Origin of the sequence: Burkholderia sp. ZZQ-2 (assembly GCF_050768715.1) — a bacterium.
GTDB lineage: Bacteria > Pseudomonadota > Gammaproteobacteria > Burkholderiales > Burkholderiaceae > Burkholderia > Burkholderia cepacia.
In genome coordinates this window covers 43,409-60,415 of sequence record NZ_LDVA01000312.1, presented here as the reverse complement: position 1 = coordinate 60,415, position 17,007 = coordinate 43,409, and the positions used below count along the sequence as shown (strand labels likewise).

Genomic DNA, 17,007 nt, shown 5'->3' with positions numbered 1-17,007 from the left:
ATCCGAGGATCAGCTCGCTTCCATCAAGCGCCCACACTTATCGGCTGTTAATTTTTAAAGAGCAATCTGCGAGGAACTTCGTGTTTCCCGGCAGCGCTGCGTTTTCAGCAGCAGAGAAGCGAGATTATGAACCGTGTTTCGCAGCTCGTCAACAACTTTTTACACTACATCGTTGCGACTGCGGGGTTCAACTTCCAGGCCAGCCGCGCGCCCGTCACTGCAGCACACCGCCAGCTTTGCTTCCCTCTTCCGCGCCGCGTTTCCGTTAGCGCGAAAGAGGCGTGATTCTAAGCACCCGCCCCCATCCACGCAAGCCCTTTGTGAAAATATTTTGAAAAAGCCCCCGTGCGCTGACGCGCACGGGGGCTGGGGCTCGGCGGGCCGAGGGTTATTACACCGACAACCGATACCAGCCAGGCACCGGGCCACCTACCTCGGGCAGCGCAATCAGCGGTGCTTGAACACCGGCTTCCGCTTTTCAACGAATGCCGCCATCCCCTCCTTCTGATCTTCGGTCGCGAACAGCGAATGGAACAGCCGGCGCTCGAAGTGAACGCCCTCGGCCAGCGTCGTCTCGTACGCACGGTTCACCGACTCCTTGACCATCATGACCGCCGGCAGCGAAAACTCGGCGATCGTCGCCGCAGCGGCAATCGCCTCGTCGAGCAGCGTCGCGGCCGGCAGCACACGCGACACGAGCCCCGCACGCTCCGCTTCGGCTGCATCCATGAAGCGGGCCGTCAGGCACATGTCCATCGCCTTCGCTTTCGACACCGCGCGCGGCAGACGCTGCGTACCGCCCGCACCCGGCATGACGCCCAGCTTGATTTCCGGCTGGCCGAACTTGGCCGTATCCGCCGCGAAGATGATGTCGCACATCATGGCCAGCTCGCAGCCACCACCCAGCGCAAAGCCCGACACCGCCGCAATGATCGGCTTGCGGATTTCGCGAACCGTCTCCCAGTTACGTGTGATGTAGTCGCCCCGGTAGACATCCATATAGGAATAGGTCGCCATCATGCCGATGTCCGCGCCAGCCGCGAACGCCTTCTCGCTCCCGGTCACGACGATCGCGCCGATGCCATCGTCCGCATCGAACGCCTTCAGCGCATCACCCAGTTCATCCATCAGCGCATCGTTCAGCGCGTTCAGCGCCTTCGGACGGTTCAGCGTAACCAGCCCGACACGCCCCCGGGTCTCCACCAGGATGTTCTCGTAAGCCATCTATTTCTCCTCGATCAATGAAATGAGAAACGCCTCGCACATGCGAATAGTTTGATGCTACCATTCTCCGACCAACCGGTCGGTTAATTAATCGATCCAACCCCTCTCATCGTCCATCAGGCTGCCGCCATGACCCATGCACTGTTCACGAAGCACGAAGACACGCTGAAGCACGCACTCGCCGCCATCGAGAGCCGCGGGTACTGGAGCCCGTTCGCCGAAATGCCGAGCCCCAAAGTGTACGGGGAAAGCGCGAACGCAGATGGCGAGGCCGCGTTCAAGTCATACCTCGACAAGACGTTCGCGCTCGACCAGCCGGCGTCCGGAGAAACGGTCGGCGCGGAACGGTCGCCGTACGGCATCGCGCTGGGCATCCGGTATCCGAAGTCGACGCCCGACGAACTGATCGCCGCCGCTGCCGCCGCGCAGCGTTCATGGCGTGAAGCCGGCCCGAGCGCCTGGATCGGCGTCAGCCTCGAAATCCTCGCGCGCCTGAATCGTGCGAGCTTCGAGATCGCCTACAGCGTGATGCACACCACGGGGCAGGCATTCATGATGGCGTTCCAGGCCGGCGGCCCGCACGCGCAGGATCGCGCGCTCGAGGCCGTTGCCTATGCGTGGGACGAACTGCGCCGCATTCCGGCCGATGCGCACTGGGAGAAGCCGCAAGGCAAGAACCCGCCGCTCGCGATGCACAAGCGCTACACGATCGTCCCGCGCGGCACCGGCCTCGTACTCGGCTGCTGCACGTTCCCGACCTGGAACGGCTACCCGGGATTGTTCGCCGATCTGGCCACCGGCAACACCGTGATCGTCAAACCGCATCCGGGCGCGATCCTGCCTCTCGCAATCACGGTCCGGATCGCTCGCGACGTGCTGCGCGAAGCCGGCTTCGACCCGAACGTCGTCACGCTCCTCGCGACCGAACCCAACGACGGCGCACTCGTTCAGGATCTCGCGCTGCGCCCCGAGATCAAGCTGATCGACTTCACCGGCAGCACGCAAAACGGCACGTGGCTCGAGCGCCATGCCCACCAGGCACAGGTCTATACGGAGAAGGCAGGCGTCAACCAGATCGTGATCGACTCGACCGACGACCTGAAGGCCACCGCCAAGAACATCGCGTTCTCGCTGGCGCTGTACTCCGGCCAGATGTGCACGGCGCCGCAGAACATCTACGTGCCGCGCGACGGCATCCGGACGGCGGACGGCCATGCCAGCTTCGATGAAGTCGCACAGGCAATCGCCGTTGCAGTGCAGAAACTCACCGGCGATCCGGCCCGCTCGGTCGAACTGATCGGCGCGATCCAGAACGAAGGCGTGACCGCACGCATCGACGACGCCCGCCAGCTCGGCCGCGTGCTCGCCGACAGCCTTACCCTCCAGCACCCCGCGTTCCCCGATGCCCGCGTGCGCACACCGCTCGTGCTGCAACTCGACGTGGCCGATCGCGAGAAATTCACGCAGGAGTGGTTCGGCCCGATCTCGTTCGTGATCGCAACCGACTCGACCGCGCAGTCGCTCGATCTCGCCGGTGAGATCGCGGCAGAACATGGTGCGCTGACGCTCTCCGTCTACAGTACCGACGAAGCCATCGTCGATGCTGCACACGATGCGGCGGTGCGCGGCGGCGTCGCGCTGTCGATCAACCTGACCGGCGGCGTGTTCGTGAACCAGTCGGCAGCGTTCTCGGATTTCCACGGCACGGGCGCGAACCCGGCAGCCAACGCGGCGCTGGCGGACCCGGCATTCGTCGCCAACCGGTTCCGCGTCGTGCAAAGCCGCGTCCATGTTGCGCCGAAAGCGGCACCCGCGGAAGCCGCTCAACCTGCATAACCCGAATGGTCGACGTGCAAACGCCGCCACGTTCTCTACCATGAATGAATCCGCCACCCGGCGGGTTCGTTGCTCATCGATACGCCCATGACAGACGCCTATATCTGCGACGCGATTCGCACCCCCATCGGCCGCTACGGCGGCGCCTTGAAAGATGTCCGCGCCGACGACCTCGGTGCGGTACCGCTCAAGGCGCTCGTGGAGCGCAACCGTGACGTCGACTGGTCAGCGATCGACGACGTGATCTACGGCTGCGCGAACCAGGCCGGTGAGGACAACCGCAACGTCGCGCGCATGTCCGCGCTGCTCGCGGGGCTGCCGACCGACGTGCCCGGCACGACGCTGAACCGCCTGTGCGGCTCCGGGATGGACGCGGTCGGCACTGCTGCGCGCGCGATCAAGGCCGGGGAGGCGCGCCTGATGATCGCGGGCGGCGTCGAGAGCATGACACGCGCGCCGTTCGTGATGGGCAAGGCCTCGAGCGCATTCGCGCGCCAGGCAGAAATCTACGATACGACGATCGGCTGGCGCTTCGTCAATCCGTTGATGAAACAGCTGTATGGCGTCGATTCGATGCCTGATACGGCCGAGAACGTCGCGGTCGACTACAACATCAGCCGCGCCGACCAGGATCTGTTCGCGCTGCGCAGCCAGCAGAAGGCCGCGCGCGCGCAGCAGGACGGCACGCTCGCCGAGGAAATCGTCGCGGTCACGATTCCGCAGAAGAAAGGCGATCCGCTGGTCGTCTCGCGCGACGAGCATCCGCGCGAAACGTCGCTCGAAGCGCTCGCGAAGCTGAAAGGCGTCGTGCGCCCGGACGGTTCGGTGACGGCCGGCAACGCATCGGGCGTCAACGACGGTGCGTGCGCGCTGCTGCTCGCCAATGCACAGGCAGCGGACCAGTACGGCCTGCGCCGCCGCGCACGGGTCGTCGGAATGGCGACGGCCGGCGTCGCGCCGCGCGTGATGGGCATCGGGCCCGCACCGGCCACGCAGAAACTGCTGCGCCAGCTCGGCATGACCATCGACCAGTTCGACGTGATCGAGCTGAACGAGGCGTTCGCATCGCAAGGTCTCGCGGTGCTGCGCATGCTCGGCGTCGCCGACGACGATCCGCGCGTGAACCCGAACGGCGGCGCAATCGCACTGGGCCATCCGCTCGGCGCATCGGGCGCGCGGCTCGTGACCACGGCGCTCCACCAACTCGAGCGTACGGGCGGCCGCTTTGCGCTCTGTACGATGTGCATCGGCGTCGGCCAGGGTATCGCGCTCGCGATCGAACGCGTGTAACCCATGCACCGCGCGCCTATAACGAAGTCATGAAGGAGACACTGCATGTCCTATCAGGCGATTCAGCTGGATATCGATCGCGCCTCGAACGTGGCCACGATTACCCTCAACCGCCCCGACAAGCTGAACAGCTTTACGCGGGCGATGCATCGCGAACTGCAGTCGGCACTCGATGATGTCGAGGCGGCCGGCGCGCGCGCGCTGATCCTGACTGGCGCGGGGCGCGGCTTCTGCGCGGGCCAGGACCTGGCCGATCTCGACTTCACGCCGGGCGCGTCCACCGACCTCGGCGCGCTGATCGACGAGCACTTCAATCCGCTGATCCGCCGCCTGCAGCGTCTGCCGATTCCGGTCATCGCCGCCGTCAACGGCACCGCGGCCGGCGCCGGCGCGAACCTCGCGCTCGCGTGCGATCTCGTGTTCGCCGCCCGCTCGAGCAGTTTCATCCAGGCCTTCGTCAAGATCGGGCTCGTACCCGATTCGGGCGGCACATGGTTCCTGCCGCAACGCGTCGGCATGGCACGCGCGCTGGGGCTCGCGCTGACCGGCGACAAGCTCGGCGCCGAACAGGCCGAGCAATGGGGCTTGATCTGGCGCGCGGTCGACGATGACACCCTCGCTGCGTCAGTCCGCCAGCTCGCCACCCAGCTTGCGCAGCAGCCGACGCTCGCGATCGCATCGATCAAGCAATCGATGCGCGACAGCGTCACGAACACGCTCGACCAGCAACTCGACCAGGAACGTGACCTGCAGCGCAAGCTCGGTCAGTCGTACGACTATGCGGAAGGCGTGAAGGCATTCATCGAGAAGCGCGCGCCGCGCTTCGAGGGGCGTTGACATGACGGACGCCACTGCCACGCTCGACCCCGACTCGCTCGCCCGTGCCGCCGCGCGAGCCATGTACGACGCCGACGCATGCAGCCGCGCGTTCGGGATGGAAATCGCCGAAGTACGCGCCGGCTACGCGCGCCTGCAAATGCGCGTGCGGCCCGAATTCCTGAACGGGCATCAGACCTGCCATGGCGGGATCATCTTCACGCTGGCCGATTCAACGTTCGCGTTCGCATGCAACTCGTACAACGTGAACGCAGTCGCGGCCGGCTGCTCGATCGAATTCCTGCGCCCCGTGCACGGTGACGACGTGCTGACGGCCGAGGCGATCGAGCAGGCACGCGCCGGCCGCCAAGGGATCTACGACATCCGCGTCACGAACCAGACCGGAGAAACCGTCGCGATGTTTCGCGGCAAATCGGCCCAGATCAAGGGTACGGTCATCCCGGAAGACCGCTGACGTCGACGGCTCGCACATAACAAACACTGGAGACATGCATGACTACCCCGCTACCGCTCGAGCCGATCGAGACCGCCTCACGCGACGAGCTGACCGCGCTGCAGTTCGAACGCCTCAAGTGGTCGCTCCGGCATGCGTATGACCACTCTCCCGTCTATCGTCGCAAGTTCGACGACGCGGGCGTCCATCCGGACGACCTGAAGACGCTCGCCGATCTGTCGCGCTTCCCGTTCACGACGAAGAGCGACCTGCGCGACAGTTACCCGTTCGGGATGTTCGCGGTGCCGCAGGACCAGATCTCGCGCATTCATGCGTCGTCGGGCACGACCGGCAAGCCGACGGTCGTCGGCTATACGGCCGGCGACATCGACACGTGGGCGAACCTCGTCGCGCGCTCGATCCGCGCCGCCGGTGCGCGCCGCGGCGACAAGGTGCACGTGAGCTACGGCTACGGCCTGTTCACAGGCGGGCTCGGTGCGCACTACGGCGCCGAACGCGCGGGGCTGACCGTGATCCCGTTCGGCGGCGGCCAGACCGAAAAGCAGGTGCAGTTGATCCAGGATTTCCGGCCCGACATCATCATGGTGACGCCGAGCTACATGCTGTCGATCGCCGACGAAATCGAGCGCCAGGGTCTCGATCCGGTGCAGAGTTCGCTGCGCATCGGCATCTTCGGCGCGGAACCGTGGACCAACGACATGCGCGTCGCGATCGAGCAGCGGATGGGCATCGACGCGGTCGACATCTACGGACTTTCCGAAGTGATGGGCCCCGGCGTCGCGTCCGAATGCGTCGAGACCAAGGACGGCCCGACCATATGGGAAGACTACTTCTATCCGGAAATCATCGACCCTGAAACCGGCGAAGTGCTTCCGGACGGCGAACTCGGCGAGCTCGTGTTCACGTCGCTGACGAAGGAGGCACTGCCGATCGTCCGCTACCGGACCCGCGACCTCACGCGGCTGCTGCCTGGCACTGCCCGCACGATGCGCCGGATGGAGAAGATCACGGGGCGTTCGGACGACATGATGATCGTGCGCGGTGTCAACGTATTCCCGACGCAAATCGAGGAGCAGTTGCTCAAGCAGCGCGCGCTCGCACCGCACTACCAGATCGTACTGACAAAGGAAGGCCCGCTCGACGTGCTGACGCTCAATGTCGAGCCCTGTCCGGAGACTGCGCCCGATACGGCGGCGATTCATGCGGCCAAACAGGCGCTCGCACACGACATCAAGTCCCTGATCGGCGTGACGGCCGTAATCAACGTGCTGCCCGTGAACGGGATCGAGCGTTCGGTCGGCAAGGCGCGACGCGTCGTCGACAAGCGCAAGGGCTGACGGCAATCGCTGCGCGTGCGTGCACGACGTGCGGTGAATCCGCGGCTGCAAATGAAACAGCCCGATCGGCCAACGCCGATCGGGCTGTTTCATTCCGGGCCGCCTCAAGTCACGAGTTCGGGAACAGCAGCCACATCCGGCCGACCTGCTTCATCCGCCCGGCCTGATCGCCTGCGTCGTCGCCGAGCCCCCAGAAATAGTCGGCCCGCACGCCGCCCTTGATCGCGGAGCCCGTATCCTGCGCGAACACGAGCCGGTTCATCGGCGTATTCGTCAGCGGGCGCGTGGTCTGCAGGAACACCGGCGTGCCGAGCGGGATCGACGACGGGTCGACCGCGATCGAGCGTTCCGGCGTCAGCGGCACGCCGAGCGCGCCGATCGGGCCGTCCGCGCCGCCGTGCGGCGCATCCTCCTTGGTCGGCATGTCGCGGAAGAACACGAACCGCGGGTTCGTGTCGAGCAACGCGTCGACGCGATTCGGGTTCGCCTTCGCCCACGCCTTGATACCCTGCATCGTCGCCTGGGCGGGCGTCAGTTCGCCGCGATCGAGCAGCCACTTGCCGATCGAACGGTACGGCTGGTTGTTGGTGCCGCCGAAGCCGACCCGCATCACCGAACCGTCGTCGAGCAGCACGCGCCCCGAGCCCTGCACCTGCAGGAAGAACGCCTCGATCGGGTCGTCGACCCACACGAGTTCGTTGCCGTTCAGGATGCCGGCGCGTTCGAGCTGCGCGCGTGCCGGCAGCGCGGCGCCCGCGCGATAACCGGCCGGCCAGCGGTACAGCGCGTACTGATACGGGCCACGACGCACGCGCGAACCATGCAGCAGCGGCTCGTAATAGCCGGTCACCAGCCCGTCGAGCGTACCGTCGGTGTTCGCGAACTGGAACGGCGTGAAATACGTTTCGAAGAATGCCCGCGCACTGCTGACGTCAAGCTCGTCGAGCCGGTCGGCAGCCGCACACGCACGCTGCCAGGCCGGCTGGCGCGCGAGCCGCGCGCAGTTCTGCCGCAACGCGGCCGTCGCGCCGATCAGCGAATCGTCCTGCCAACCCGGCACCTGCTGCCACGCGACCGGCGTGAGTCGCTTCGCGGCGACCTGCCCCGGCACGATCGCCGCGCCGGTCGGCGGCTTCAGCGACGAAGTCCGCGTCGGCGCGCTGCCGCACGCCGCAAGCAGCGCCGCCACCGCGACCGCTGCCGCCCACCCGGCCAACCGGGGCCCAAACCACATACAATGTCCGTTCTTGATGGAAACCGCCATGTCAGATTTTCTCGACCAATATCCGATGCTCATCTTTGCGCTCGAAGCCTTCGTAGCGCTTGCCCTGCTGATCTTCATCGTCGTGTGGACGTCGTCGGGCAGAAAGAAGCACGCCCGCGGCAACAACGACCGTCAGCCGCGCTGACGCGCTCCGCACGCTCAATGCAGCGTGCGCGGCATGTGGAGTGCGAACTCGTCGACCGGCGCCTCGAAACGCTCGCCGTCTTCCGCCACGCAGAAGTACGCGCCCCGCATCGTACCGACCGGCGTCGCGATCACGGCCCAGCTCGTGTATTCGAAGTGCTCGCCCGGCTGCAGCAGCGGCTGGTGCCCGACGACGCCGAGCCCCTTCACTTCCTGCACGTGGTTCTCGCTGTCCGTGATGATCCAGTGACGCGCGATCAGCTGCGCCGCGACCTGTCCCGTGTTGCGGATCGTCAGCGTGTACGCGAATGCGTATTGACGGCGATCGGGGTCGGATTGTTCCGGCAAGTAGCTGGTTTTCACCGAAACGGTGAACTGATACTGACTCATGATGTTTCCGGTGGAGGGTGACTGTCCGTGCCGGCATGGGCAACGGGGCCGCGGGCGCGCCGCATTGGTTCGGCATTCTATGCGCAATCGGGCCTCGGCCGCACGGCCCGCCGCCGCGCACGGGGTCGCCGGACGGTAGAATGTCGGTTTTGCGCCGCAACGTCCCCGCTCCCCTGCCATGACCCAATTCCGTATCGCTCCCAGCATCCTGTCCGCCGATTTCGCACGGCTCGGCGAAGAAGTCCGCAACGTCGTCGCCGCCGGCGCCGACTGGATCCACTTCGACGTGATGGACAACCATTATGTGCCGAACCTGACGATCGGCCCGCTCGTGTGCGAAGCGATCCGCCCGCACGTGCAGGTGCCGATCGACGTGCATCTGATGGTGCGCCCGGTCGACCGGATCGTGCCCGATTTTGCGAAGGCCGGTGCAAACCTGATCAGCTTCCACCCGGAAGGCTCCGATCACATCGACCGCACGCTGTCGCTGATCCGTGACCACGGCTGCAAGGCCGGTCTCGTGTTCAATCCGGCGACGCCGCTGAACTACCTCGATCACGTGATGGATCGCCTCGACTTCGTGCTGCTGATGTCGGTCAACCCGGGCTTCGGCGGCCAGTCGTTCATCCCGGAAACGCTGAACAAGCTGCGCGAGGCACGCGCACGCATCGACGCGTACACCGAGCGCACCGGCCGCGAGATCCTGCTCGAAGTCGACGGCGGCGTGAAAACCGACAACATCGCGGAAATCGCGGCGGCCGGTGCCGACACCTTCGTCGCGGGTTCGGCGATCTTCGGCAAGCCCGACTACCGCAAGGTGATCGACGAGATGCGCGCCGCGCTCGCTACCGTCGAGCGGAGCTGACGCCGTGGCCGATTCGTCGCTCGCCGGCCATGCGCCGGCCGGGGCTGCAACCGAAGCCGCCCCGATCCGCTTCGCCGCGCCGCGCATCGACGCGGCGCTGATCGATCTCGACGGCACGATGGTCGACACGGCCGACGATTTCACGGCCGGCCTGAACGGGATGCTCGCGCAGCTCGGCGCGCCGGCCACGTCGCGTGACGAGGTGATCGGCTACGTCGGCAAGGGCTCCGAACACCTGATCCAGAGCGTGCTGAAACCGCGCTTCCCGGCCGACGAAGCGCACGCACGCTTCGACGACGCACTGGCGATCTACCAGACCGAATACGCGAAGATCAACGGCCGCCACACGCGCCTCTATCCGGACGTAGCCGCCGGCCTCGACGCATTGCGTGCGGCCGGCATCCGGCTCGCGTGCGTGACGAACAAGCCGCATCGCTTCGCCGTCGAACTGCTCGAGCAATACGGGCTGGCCGATTGCTTCAGCGTCGTGCTCGGCGGCGACAGCGTCGCACGCAAGAAGCCCGATCCGCTGCCGATGCTGACGGCCTGCAGCGCGCTCGGCGTCGCTCCGGATGCGGCAGTCGCGATCGGCGACTCGGAAAACGATGCGCTGGCCGGCCGCGCGGCCGGGATGGCGACGCTGACTGTGCCGTACGGCTACAACCACGGCAAAGCTATACAAACGATAAATTCGGATGGTATAGTCGATTCGTTGCTGGTCGCAGCTCGCGCAATTACCGCGCACAACACCGGCCGGCCAACCATCTGATTATTTCTTCCATCTGCATGTTTCTGAATAAAAAACGGAGTCTGAGCAGCATCGACCGGGGAGCCTGGCCCTGGCGTCGCTGGTCGCGCTAACCTCTTCGATGAGGTACGCTGAAGTACGTCTTCAGCGCCGTTTTTTATCTCGCTGCGCATCCGCGCGCCGACCGTCGCACCACCTCGAGTTCCACCGCGTCCGAACGCTTGCGTTCAGGATCGGCCGCAGGCTCGCGACGTTCACGCCCGGAGTGCCGGCCGGCAACAGGCACTTCTCGATCGACCGCCCTTTCGCCGACGGCAACCCGCGCAGCGTCAAATGATCCCTGGCGCACGCGCCGCTCGTCCCGAACAGGACCGGAACATGACCGAACTCGAATTCCAATCGCTCGCGAACGAAGGCTACAACCGCATCCCGCTGATCGCGGAAGCCCTCGCCGATCTCGAAACGCCGCTGTCCCTCTACCTGAAGCTGGCCCAGCCCGAACGCGCGGGCGCCAACTCGTTCCTGCTGGAATCGGTGGTCGGCGGCGAACGCTTCGGCCGCTACTCGTTCATCGGCCTGCCGGCCCGCACGCTCGTCCGCACCCGTAACGGCGTGTCGGAAGTCGTGCGCGACGGCCAGGTCGTCGAGACGCATGAAGGTGACCCGTTCCAGTTCATCGAATCGTTCCAGGCGCGCTTCAAGGTGGCGCAGCGCCCGGGCCTGCCGCGCTTCTGCGGCGGTCTCGCCGGCTACTTCGGCTACGACGCGGTGCGCTACATCGAGAAGAAGCTCGCGAACACCGCACCGCGCGACGATCTCGGCCTGCCCGACATCCAGTTGCTGCTGACCGAGGAAGTCGCGGTCATCGACAACCTCGCCGGCAAGCTGTACCTGATCATCTACGCGGACCCGAGCCAGGCCGAAGCCTACACGAAGGCAAAACAGCGCCTGCGCGAACTGAAACAGCGCCTGCGCACGACCGTGCAGCCGCCCGTCACGTCGGCGAGCGTGCGCACCGAAACCTTCCGCGAGTTCAAGAAGGACGACTATCTGGCCGCCGTGCGCCAGGCGAAGGAATACATCGCGGCCGGCGAGCTGATGCAGATCCAGGTCGGCCAGCGGCTGACGAAGCCGTACCGCGACAATCCGCTGTCGCTGTATCGTGCGCTGCGTTCGCTGAACCCGTCGCCGTACATGTACTACTACAACTTCGGCGATTTCCACGTGGTCGGCGCGTCGCCGGAAATCCTCGTGCGCCAGGAGAAGCGCGGCGAAGACCAGATCGTCACGATCCGTCCGCTCGCCGGCACGCGCCCGCGCGGCAACACGCCCGAGCGCGATGCCGAACTCGCGACCGAACTGCTCAACGATCCGAAGGAGATCGCCGAGCACGTGATGCTGATCGACCTCGCGCGCAACGACGTCGGCCGCATCGCGGAGATCGGCTCGGTGCAGGTGACCGACAAGATGGTCATCGAGAAGTACTCGCACGTGCAGCACATCGTCAGCTCGGTCGAAGGCAAGCTGAAACCCGGGATGACGAACTACGACGTGCTGCGCGCGACGTTCCCGGCCGGCACGTTGTCCGGCGCGCCGAAGGTGCGCGCGATGGAGCTGATCGACGAGCTCGAGCCGGTCAAGCGCGGGTTGTACGGCGGCGCCGTCGGCTACCTGTCGTTCTCGGGCGAGATGGATCTCGCGATCGCGATCCGGACGGGCCTGATCCACAACGGCAACCTGTATGTGCAAGCGGCGGCCGGCGTCGTCGCGGATTCGGTGCCCGAATCCGAATGGCAAGAGACCGAGAACAAGGCGCGCGCGGTGCTGCGTGCGGCCGAACAGGTCCAGGACGGCCTCGATAGCGACTTCTGACCGGAGACTGACCATGCTGCTCATGATCGACAACTACGACTCGTTTACCTACAACCTGGTCCAGTACTTCGGCGAACTCGGCGAGGACGTACGCACCTACCGCAACGACGAAATCACGCTCGACGAGATCGCGCGCCTGAATCCCGACGCGATCTGCCTGTCGCCCGGCCCGAGCAACCCGCAACACGCGGGCATCACGCTCGACGTGCTGCGTGAATTTTCGGGCAAGAAGCCGATCCTCGGCGTCTGCCTCGGCCATCAGGCGATCGGCGAGGCATTCGGCGGCCGCGTCGTGCGCGCGAAGACCATCATGCACGGCAAGGTAAGCAAGATCGAAACCGACTGCCGCGGCGTGTTCGCCGACCTGCCGAAGCATTTCGACGTCACGCGCTACCACTCGCTCGCGATCGAGCGCGAATCGCTGCCCGACTGCCTCGAGGTGTCCGCGTGGACCGACGACGGCGAGATCATGGGCGTGCGCCACAAGACGCTGCCGATCGAAGGCGTACAGTTCCACCCGGAATCGATCCTGTCCGAGCATGGCCATGCACTGCTCGAGAATTTCCTGAAACAGGCACGCGCCGCAGCCGCGCAAGCCGCCTGACGGGAGCCACACGATGACGATTACCCCGCAGGAAGCGCTGCAGCGCACGATCGAACACCGCGAGATCTTCCACGACGAGATGCTGCACCTGATGCGGCTCATCATGCGCGGCGACATGTCGCCCGTGATGGCGGCCGCGATCATCACCGGGCTGCGCGTGAAGAAGGAGACGATCGGCGAGATCGCCGCCGCCGCGACCGTGATGCGCGAATTCGCGAACCACGTCGAGGTGCAGGACAACTCGAACTTCGTCGACATCGTCGGCACCGGCGGCGACGGCTCGCATACGTTCAACATCTCGACCGCGTCGATGTTCGTTACGGCCGCGGCCGGCGCGAAGGTCGCGAAGCACGGCAACCGCGGCGTATCGAGCAAGTCCGGCAGCGCCGACGTGCTCGAGGCGCTCGGCGTGAACATCGACCTGCAGTCCGACCAGGTTGCCGCGTCGATTGCCGAAACCGGCATGGGCTTCATGTTCGCGCCGAACCATCACCCGGCGATGAAGAACATCGCGGCCGTGCGCCGCGAACTCGGCGTGCGCACGATCTTCAACATCCTCGGCCCGCTGACCAATCCGGCCGGCGCGCCGAACCAGCTGATGGGCGTGTTCCACCCCGACCTCGTCGGCATCCAGGTGCGCGTGATGCAGCGTCTCGGCGCGCAGCACGTGCTCGTGGTGTACGGCAAGGACGGGATGGACGAGGTTTCGCTCGGCGCCGCGACGCTCGTCGGTGAATTGCGCGACGGCAAGGTGCACGAATACGAGATCCATCCGGAAGATTTCGGCCTGCAGATGGTGTCGAACCGCACGCTGAAGGTGGAAAATGCCGACGAATCGCGCACGATGCTGCTCGGCGCGCTGGACAACCAGCCGGGCGTCGCGCGCGAGATCGTCACGCTGAACGCGGGCACCGCACTCTATGCGGCGAACGTCGCCGAATCGATCGCGGACGGCATCCAGCTCGCCCGCGAAGCGATCGCGAGCGGCAAGGCCCGCGCGAAGGTCGACGAACTCGTGCGCTTCACGCAGCAGTTCAAGCGCTGACTCCCCTTACGAATCAAGCAGGAACCCACATGAGCGACATTCTCGACCGAATCATCGCCGTCAAGCGCGAAGAAGTCGCGGCGGCCATGCGCAGCGCGCCGCTCGAGGCACTGAAACTGGAAGCCTCCGCGCGCGACCTGCGCGACTTCGTCGGCGCACTGCGCGCGAAACACGCAGCCGGCCACGCGGCCGTGATTTCCGAAATCAAGAAGGCCAGCCCGTCGAAGGGCGTGCTGCGCGAGCATTTCGTGCCGGCCGACATCGCCCGTTCGTATGCGGAGCACGGCGCCGCGTGCCTGTCGGTGCTGACCGACGAGCAGTTCTTCCAGGGCAGCGTCCGCTATCTCGAGGAAGCGCGCGCGGCCTGCACGCTGCCGGTGCTGCGCAAGGACTTCATCGTCGACGCGTACCAGATCGTGGAAGCACGCGCGATGGGCGCGGACGCGATCCTGCTGATCGCCGCCGCGCTCGACACGCCGCTGATGCAGGATCTCGAAGCGTATGCTCACTCGCTCGGCCTCGCGGTGCTGGTCGAAGTGCACGACCGCAACGAGATGGAACAGGCGCTGACGCTCAAGACGCCGCTGCTCGGCATCAACAACCGCAACCTGCGCACGTTCGAGACGTCGATCCAGACCACGCTCGACATGCTCGACATGATTCCGGCGGACCGCATCGTCGTGACCGAGTCGGGGATCCTGTCGCGCACCGATGTCGACACGATGCGCGCGGCGAACGTGAACACGTTCCTCGTCGGAGAAGCGTTCATGCGTGCCGACCAGCCGGGCGAGGAGCTCGCACGGATGTTCTTCTGATGGCGATCGAAAAGGAAATCAAGCTCGCGCTGCCGGCCGGCCAGGCCGAGGCCGCGCGACGCTTCTTCGAGACGCTGACCGGCGAACCCGGCCACGACATCACGCTCGCGAACGTCTACTACGACACGCCCGATCTCGCGCTGGCCCGCTCGAAGAGCGCGGTGCGCGTGCGCCGCGCGCCGCAGGGCTGGCTGCAGACGTTCAAGACGGTCGGCAGCGCGGAAGGCGGCCTGCACCGCCGCCACGAATGGGAGCTGCCGGTCGCCGGCGACGCGCTCGAGATCGATGCGCTCGTCGCGGCCTGCGACGTGCCGGAGGCCGCCGCCGCGCTGAATGACGCGGCCGGCGCGCTGCGTGCGCTGTTCCGCACGGATTTTTCGCGTACGCTGTGGCGCATCGCAATCGGCGGCGCAACCGTCGAAGCCGCGGTGGACATCGGCGAGATCGTCGTCCAGGCGGAACACGAAACGCGCCGCGAACCGATCAGCGAAATCGAACTCGAACTGATCGACGGCCCGGAAGCGGCGCTCGCAACGCTCGCCGCCGAACTGCAGCAGGCGCTGCCGGGCCTCGCTCCCGAAAACATCAGCAAGGCGCAGCGCGGCTACCGGCTGCGCGCGCAATAACACGCATCACGCATGGCAACCCGCAAGACTTCCCGCGCGCCGCAACAGGCGTCGCTGTTCGACGATCCCGTGCCGGAAACGGCACCGGCCGATCTTCCGTCCCCGCCTTCCGAGCCGCCCGCGGCCGGGCGCAAGCCCGCGAAAGCCGCCGCATCGGCTGCGGCACAAGCGGCACCGGCGGCCCCGCAGCCTGCCGCCGCCAACGTTCCGCACCTCGCCGCGCAATTCGACGCGCTGCCAGCCGTCTGGCGCGACGTGCTGAAACCCTTTACCGACAGCGACGCATATGCGCCGCTGTGCCGCTTCGTCGACGACGAGCGTGCGGCCGGCAAGACGGTCTACCCGACCGACGTGTTCCGCGCGCTGCGCCTGACGAGCCCGGACGACGTGAAAGTCGTGATCCTCGGCCAGGATCCGTATCACGGCGACGATCGCGGCACGCCGCAGGCACACGGGCTCGCATTCTCGGTGCCGCCCGCCGTGCGCACGCCGCCGTCGCTGCGCAACATCTTCAAGGAAATCGCCTCGAACTTCGGTCATGACACGCCACGCCACGGCTGCCTCGACACCTGGGCACGCCAGGGCGTGCTGCTGCTCAACACGGTGCTGACGGTCGAGCGCGGCGCGGCCGCGAGCCATGCGAAGCGCGGCTGGGAGCAGTGCACGGACACGCTGATCCGCGAACTCGCCGGCCGTCATCGCGGGCTCGTGTTCATGCTGTGGGGCGCACACGCGCAGGCGAAGCGCGCACTGTTCGACGCAAGCGCGCATTGCGTGCTCGAGGCACCGCATCCGTCGCCGCTGTCCGCGCACCGCGGTTTCCTCGGTTGCCGCCATTTCGCGCTCGCGAACGACTATCTGGTCGATGCCGGCCGCGAGCCGATCGACTGGCGCCTGCCGGAAGTCGCCGAAACGCTCGCGTAACGCGCTGCCGGTTCCTTCGTGCCGGCAAGCATGCAAAAACGCCGCGTCCCTTTCGGGAACGCGGCGTTTTTTTATCGGGCGATGCAGCAGGTGCGTCGCACCCGCGTCGGCCTTCCTTACGCGGCGGCGATCGCTTCGCGTGCGCTGGCGAGCGCGGCGCTCTGCGCGTCCGGCCCGAGGTTCAGGCCTTCAGCGTGAATGAAGTTCACGTCGGTCAGGCCGATGAAGCCGAGGAACGAGCGCAGGTACGGCGTCTGGCTGTCGTTCGGCGTACCCAGGTACTTGCCGCCGCGGGCCGTCACCACGTGAACCTTCTTGCCCTTGATCAGGCCTTCCGGGCCGTTCTCGGTGTAGCGGAACGTGACGCCTGCACGGGCGATCCAGTCGAAATACGCCTTCAGTTGCGACGACACGCCGAAGTTGTACATCGGTGCGCCGATCACGATGATGTCGGCGGCTTGCAGTTCGGCGATCAGTGCATCGCTCTTCGCGACGATCGCATTCTGTTCCGCGGTGCGCTTGTCGGCCGGCGTGAAGAACGCGCCGAGCACCGATTCGTCGAGGTGCGGCAGCGCATCGGCCAGCAGGTCACGAACCACGACCTTCGCGCCGGGGTTCGATTGTTGCAGCTTTGCCGTCAGTTCGTTGGCCAGCAGCGTGGATTGCGCACCTTGCGAACGCGCCGCGGAATTGATTTGCAGAATGGTCGTCATGTCAGGCTCCAGTAGGGTT

General features: G+C 66.0%; 17 protein-coding genes. 13 read left to right on the top strand and 4 right to left on the bottom strand.

The window, feature by feature from the left end; genetic code table 11:
* Positions 1 to 447: 447 nt before the first annotated feature.
* Positions 448 to 1,224, bottom strand: a complete 777-nt coding sequence (locus ABY44_RS28300; protein WP_059699742.1) for an enoyl-CoA hydratase — start codon at positions 1,222 to 1,224, stop codon at positions 448 to 450.
* A gap of 129 nt (positions 1,225 to 1,353) precedes the next feature.
* Here ABY44_RS28300 and paaN point away from each other — a divergent pair, with 129 nt between their 5' ends.
* The 5 genes from paaN to paaK all read left to right on the top strand — a co-directional run bounded on the left by paaN (position 1,354) and on the right by paaK (position 6,978).
* On the top strand, positions 1,354 to 3,060 hold the full coding sequence (gene paaN / locus ABY44_RS28295) for a phenylacetic acid degradation protein PaaN (protein WP_060173933.1): 1,707 nt from the start codon (positions 1,354 to 1,356) through the stop codon (positions 3,058 to 3,060).
* 87 nt (positions 3,061 to 3,147) lie between these two features.
* Positions 3,148 to 4,350, top strand: coding sequence for a 3-oxoadipyl-CoA thiolase (pcaF, locus tag ABY44_RS28290; RefSeq protein ID WP_060173932.1), 1,203 nt, complete (start codon positions 3,148 to 3,150; stop codon positions 4,348 to 4,350).
* A 45-nt stretch (positions 4,351 to 4,395) separates the two neighbouring features.
* Complete coding sequence (gene paaG / locus ABY44_RS28285; protein ID WP_021156977.1) at positions 4,396 to 5,187, top strand: 2-(1,2-epoxy-1,2-dihydrophenyl)acetyl-CoA isomerase PaaG; 792 nt, start codon at positions 4,396 to 4,398, stop codon at positions 5,185 to 5,187.
* 1 nt (position 5,188) lies between these two features.
* The gene (paaI, locus tag ABY44_RS28280) at positions 5,189 to 5,641 is read left to right on the top strand and encodes a hydroxyphenylacetyl-CoA thioesterase PaaI (protein WP_042973051.1); all 453 of its coding nucleotides are present in this window, start codon (positions 5,189 to 5,191) and stop codon (positions 5,639 to 5,641) included.
* 38 nt (positions 5,642 to 5,679) lie between these two features.
* Positions 5,680 to 6,978 carry a phenylacetate--CoA ligase PaaK gene (gene paaK, locus ABY44_RS28275; protein WP_060173931.1) on the top strand — a complete coding sequence of 433 codons (1,299 nt, stop codon included), beginning with the start codon at positions 5,680 to 5,682 and terminating at the stop codon, positions 6,976 to 6,978.
* Between the two features lie 109 nt (positions 6,979 to 7,087).
* Here paaK and mltA read toward each other — a convergent pair whose 3' ends face one another.
* Together mltA and apaG are read right to left on the bottom strand one after the other, a co-directional pair.
* Positions 7,088 to 8,320, bottom strand: coding sequence for a murein transglycosylase A (gene mltA, locus ABY44_RS28270; protein ID WP_060173937.1), 1,233 nt, complete (start codon positions 8,318 to 8,320; stop codon positions 7,088 to 7,090).
* 81 nt (positions 8,321 to 8,401) lie between these two features.
* Positions 8,402 to 8,776, bottom strand: coding sequence for a Co2+/Mg2+ efflux protein ApaG (gene apaG / locus ABY44_RS28265; RefSeq protein WP_011350820.1), 375 nt, complete (start codon positions 8,774 to 8,776; stop codon positions 8,402 to 8,404).
* 178 nt (positions 8,777 to 8,954) lie between these two features.
* Between apaG and rpe the strand changes: the two genes are divergently transcribed.
* The 8 genes from rpe to ABY44_RS28225 all read left to right on the top strand — a co-directional run bounded on the left by rpe (position 8,955) and on the right by ABY44_RS28225 (position 16,275).
* Positions 8,955 to 9,641, top strand: coding sequence for a ribulose-phosphate 3-epimerase (gene rpe, locus ABY44_RS28260; RefSeq protein ID WP_011883156.1), 687 nt, complete (start codon positions 8,955 to 8,957; stop codon positions 9,639 to 9,641).
* 4 nt (positions 9,642 to 9,645) lie between these two features.
* A complete protein-coding gene (locus tag ABY44_RS28255) occupies positions 9,646 to 10,410 on the top strand; it encodes a phosphoglycolate phosphatase (protein ID WP_060173930.1) in 765 nt (254 codons plus the stop codon).
* 357 nt (positions 10,411 to 10,767) lie between these two features.
* On the top strand, positions 10,768 to 12,261 hold the full coding sequence (gene trpE / locus ABY44_RS28250) for an anthranilate synthase component I (protein WP_027788470.1): 1,494 nt from the start codon (positions 10,768 to 10,770) through the stop codon (positions 12,259 to 12,261).
* A 13-nt stretch (positions 12,262 to 12,274) separates the two neighbouring features.
* Complete coding sequence (locus tag ABY44_RS28245) at positions 12,275 to 12,865, top strand: aminodeoxychorismate/anthranilate synthase component II (protein WP_027788471.1); 591 nt, start codon at positions 12,275 to 12,277, stop codon at positions 12,863 to 12,865.
* Positions 12,866 to 12,878: 13 nt separating this feature from the next.
* On the top strand, positions 12,879 to 13,910 hold the full coding sequence (trpD, locus tag ABY44_RS28240; protein WP_043191545.1) for an anthranilate phosphoribosyltransferase: 1,032 nt from the start codon (positions 12,879 to 12,881) through the stop codon (positions 13,908 to 13,910).
* 29 nt (positions 13,911 to 13,939) lie between these two features.
* Positions 13,940 to 14,725, top strand: coding sequence for an indole-3-glycerol phosphate synthase TrpC (trpC, locus tag ABY44_RS28235; RefSeq protein ID WP_027788473.1), 786 nt, complete (start codon positions 13,940 to 13,942; stop codon positions 14,723 to 14,725).
* Positions 14,725 to 15,351: a CYTH domain-containing protein gene (locus tag ABY44_RS28230; RefSeq protein ID WP_048026371.1), complete on the top strand. Its 627-nt coding sequence runs from the start codon at positions 14,725 to 14,727 to the stop codon at positions 15,349 to 15,351. Before trpC ends, ABY44_RS28230 begins: the two co-directional genes overlap by 1 nt.
* A gap of 12 nt (positions 15,352 to 15,363) precedes the next feature.
* Positions 15,364 to 16,275: a uracil-DNA glycosylase gene (locus tag ABY44_RS28225; RefSeq protein ID WP_060173929.1), complete on the top strand. Its 912-nt coding sequence runs from the start codon at positions 15,364 to 15,366 to the stop codon at positions 16,273 to 16,275.
* 116 nt (positions 16,276 to 16,391) lie between these two features.
* Here ABY44_RS28225 and ABY44_RS28220 read toward each other — a convergent pair whose 3' ends face one another.
* Positions 16,392 to 16,988 (bottom strand): FMN-dependent NADH-azoreductase, encoded by a 597-nt coding sequence (locus ABY44_RS28220; RefSeq protein WP_021156968.1) that lies wholly within the window; start codon positions 16,986 to 16,988, stop codon positions 16,392 to 16,394.
* Positions 16,989 to 17,007: the final 19 nt, after the last annotated feature.

What these genes read in the sequence shown, in the direction of transcription:
- ABY44_RS28300 (WP_059699742.1), bottom strand. Translation starts at nt 1,224, where the DNA reads ATGGCTTACGAGAACATCCTGGTGGAGACCCGGGGGCGTGTCGGGCTG.
- paaN (WP_060173933.1), top strand. Translation starts at nt 1,354, where the DNA reads ATGACCCATGCACTGTTCACGAAGCACGAAGACACGCTGAAGCACGCA.
- pcaF (WP_060173932.1), top strand. Translation starts at nt 3,148, where the DNA reads ATGACAGACGCCTATATCTGCGACGCGATTCGCACCCCCATCGGCCGC.
- paaG (WP_021156977.1), top strand. Translation starts at nt 4,396, where the DNA reads ATGTCCTATCAGGCGATTCAGCTGGATATCGATCGCGCCTCGAACGTG.
- paaI (WP_042973051.1), top strand. Translation starts at nt 5,189, where the DNA reads ATGACGGACGCCACTGCCACGCTCGACCCCGACTCGCTCGCCCGTGCC.
- paaK (WP_060173931.1), top strand. Translation starts at nt 5,680, where the DNA reads ATGACTACCCCGCTACCGCTCGAGCCGATCGAGACCGCCTCACGCGAC.
- mltA (WP_060173937.1), bottom strand. Translation starts at nt 8,320, where the DNA reads ATGAAGATCAGCAGGGCAAGCGCTACGAAGGCTTCGAGCGCAAAGATG.
- apaG (WP_011350820.1), bottom strand. Translation starts at nt 8,776, where the DNA reads ATGAGTCAGTATCAGTTCACCGTTTCGGTGAAAACCAGCTACTTGCCG.
- rpe (WP_011883156.1), top strand. Translation starts at nt 8,955, where the DNA reads ATGACCCAATTCCGTATCGCTCCCAGCATCCTGTCCGCCGATTTCGCA.
- trpE (WP_027788470.1), top strand. Translation starts at nt 10,768, where the DNA reads ATGACCGAACTCGAATTCCAATCGCTCGCGAACGAAGGCTACAACCGC.
- ABY44_RS28245 (WP_027788471.1), top strand. Translation starts at nt 12,275, where the DNA reads ATGCTGCTCATGATCGACAACTACGACTCGTTTACCTACAACCTGGTC.
- trpD (WP_043191545.1), top strand. Translation starts at nt 12,879, where the DNA reads ATGACGATTACCCCGCAGGAAGCGCTGCAGCGCACGATCGAACACCGC.
- trpC (WP_027788473.1), top strand. Translation starts at nt 13,940, where the DNA reads ATGAGCGACATTCTCGACCGAATCATCGCCGTCAAGCGCGAAGAAGTC.
- ABY44_RS28230 (WP_048026371.1), top strand. Translation starts at nt 14,725, where the DNA reads ATGGCGATCGAAAAGGAAATCAAGCTCGCGCTGCCGGCCGGCCAGGCC.
- ABY44_RS28225 (WP_060173929.1), top strand. Translation starts at nt 15,364, where the DNA reads ATGGCAACCCGCAAGACTTCCCGCGCGCCGCAACAGGCGTCGCTGTTC.
- ABY44_RS28220 (WP_021156968.1), bottom strand. Translation starts at nt 16,988, where the DNA reads ATGACGACCATTCTGCAAATCAATTCCGCGGCGCGTTCGCAAGGTGCG.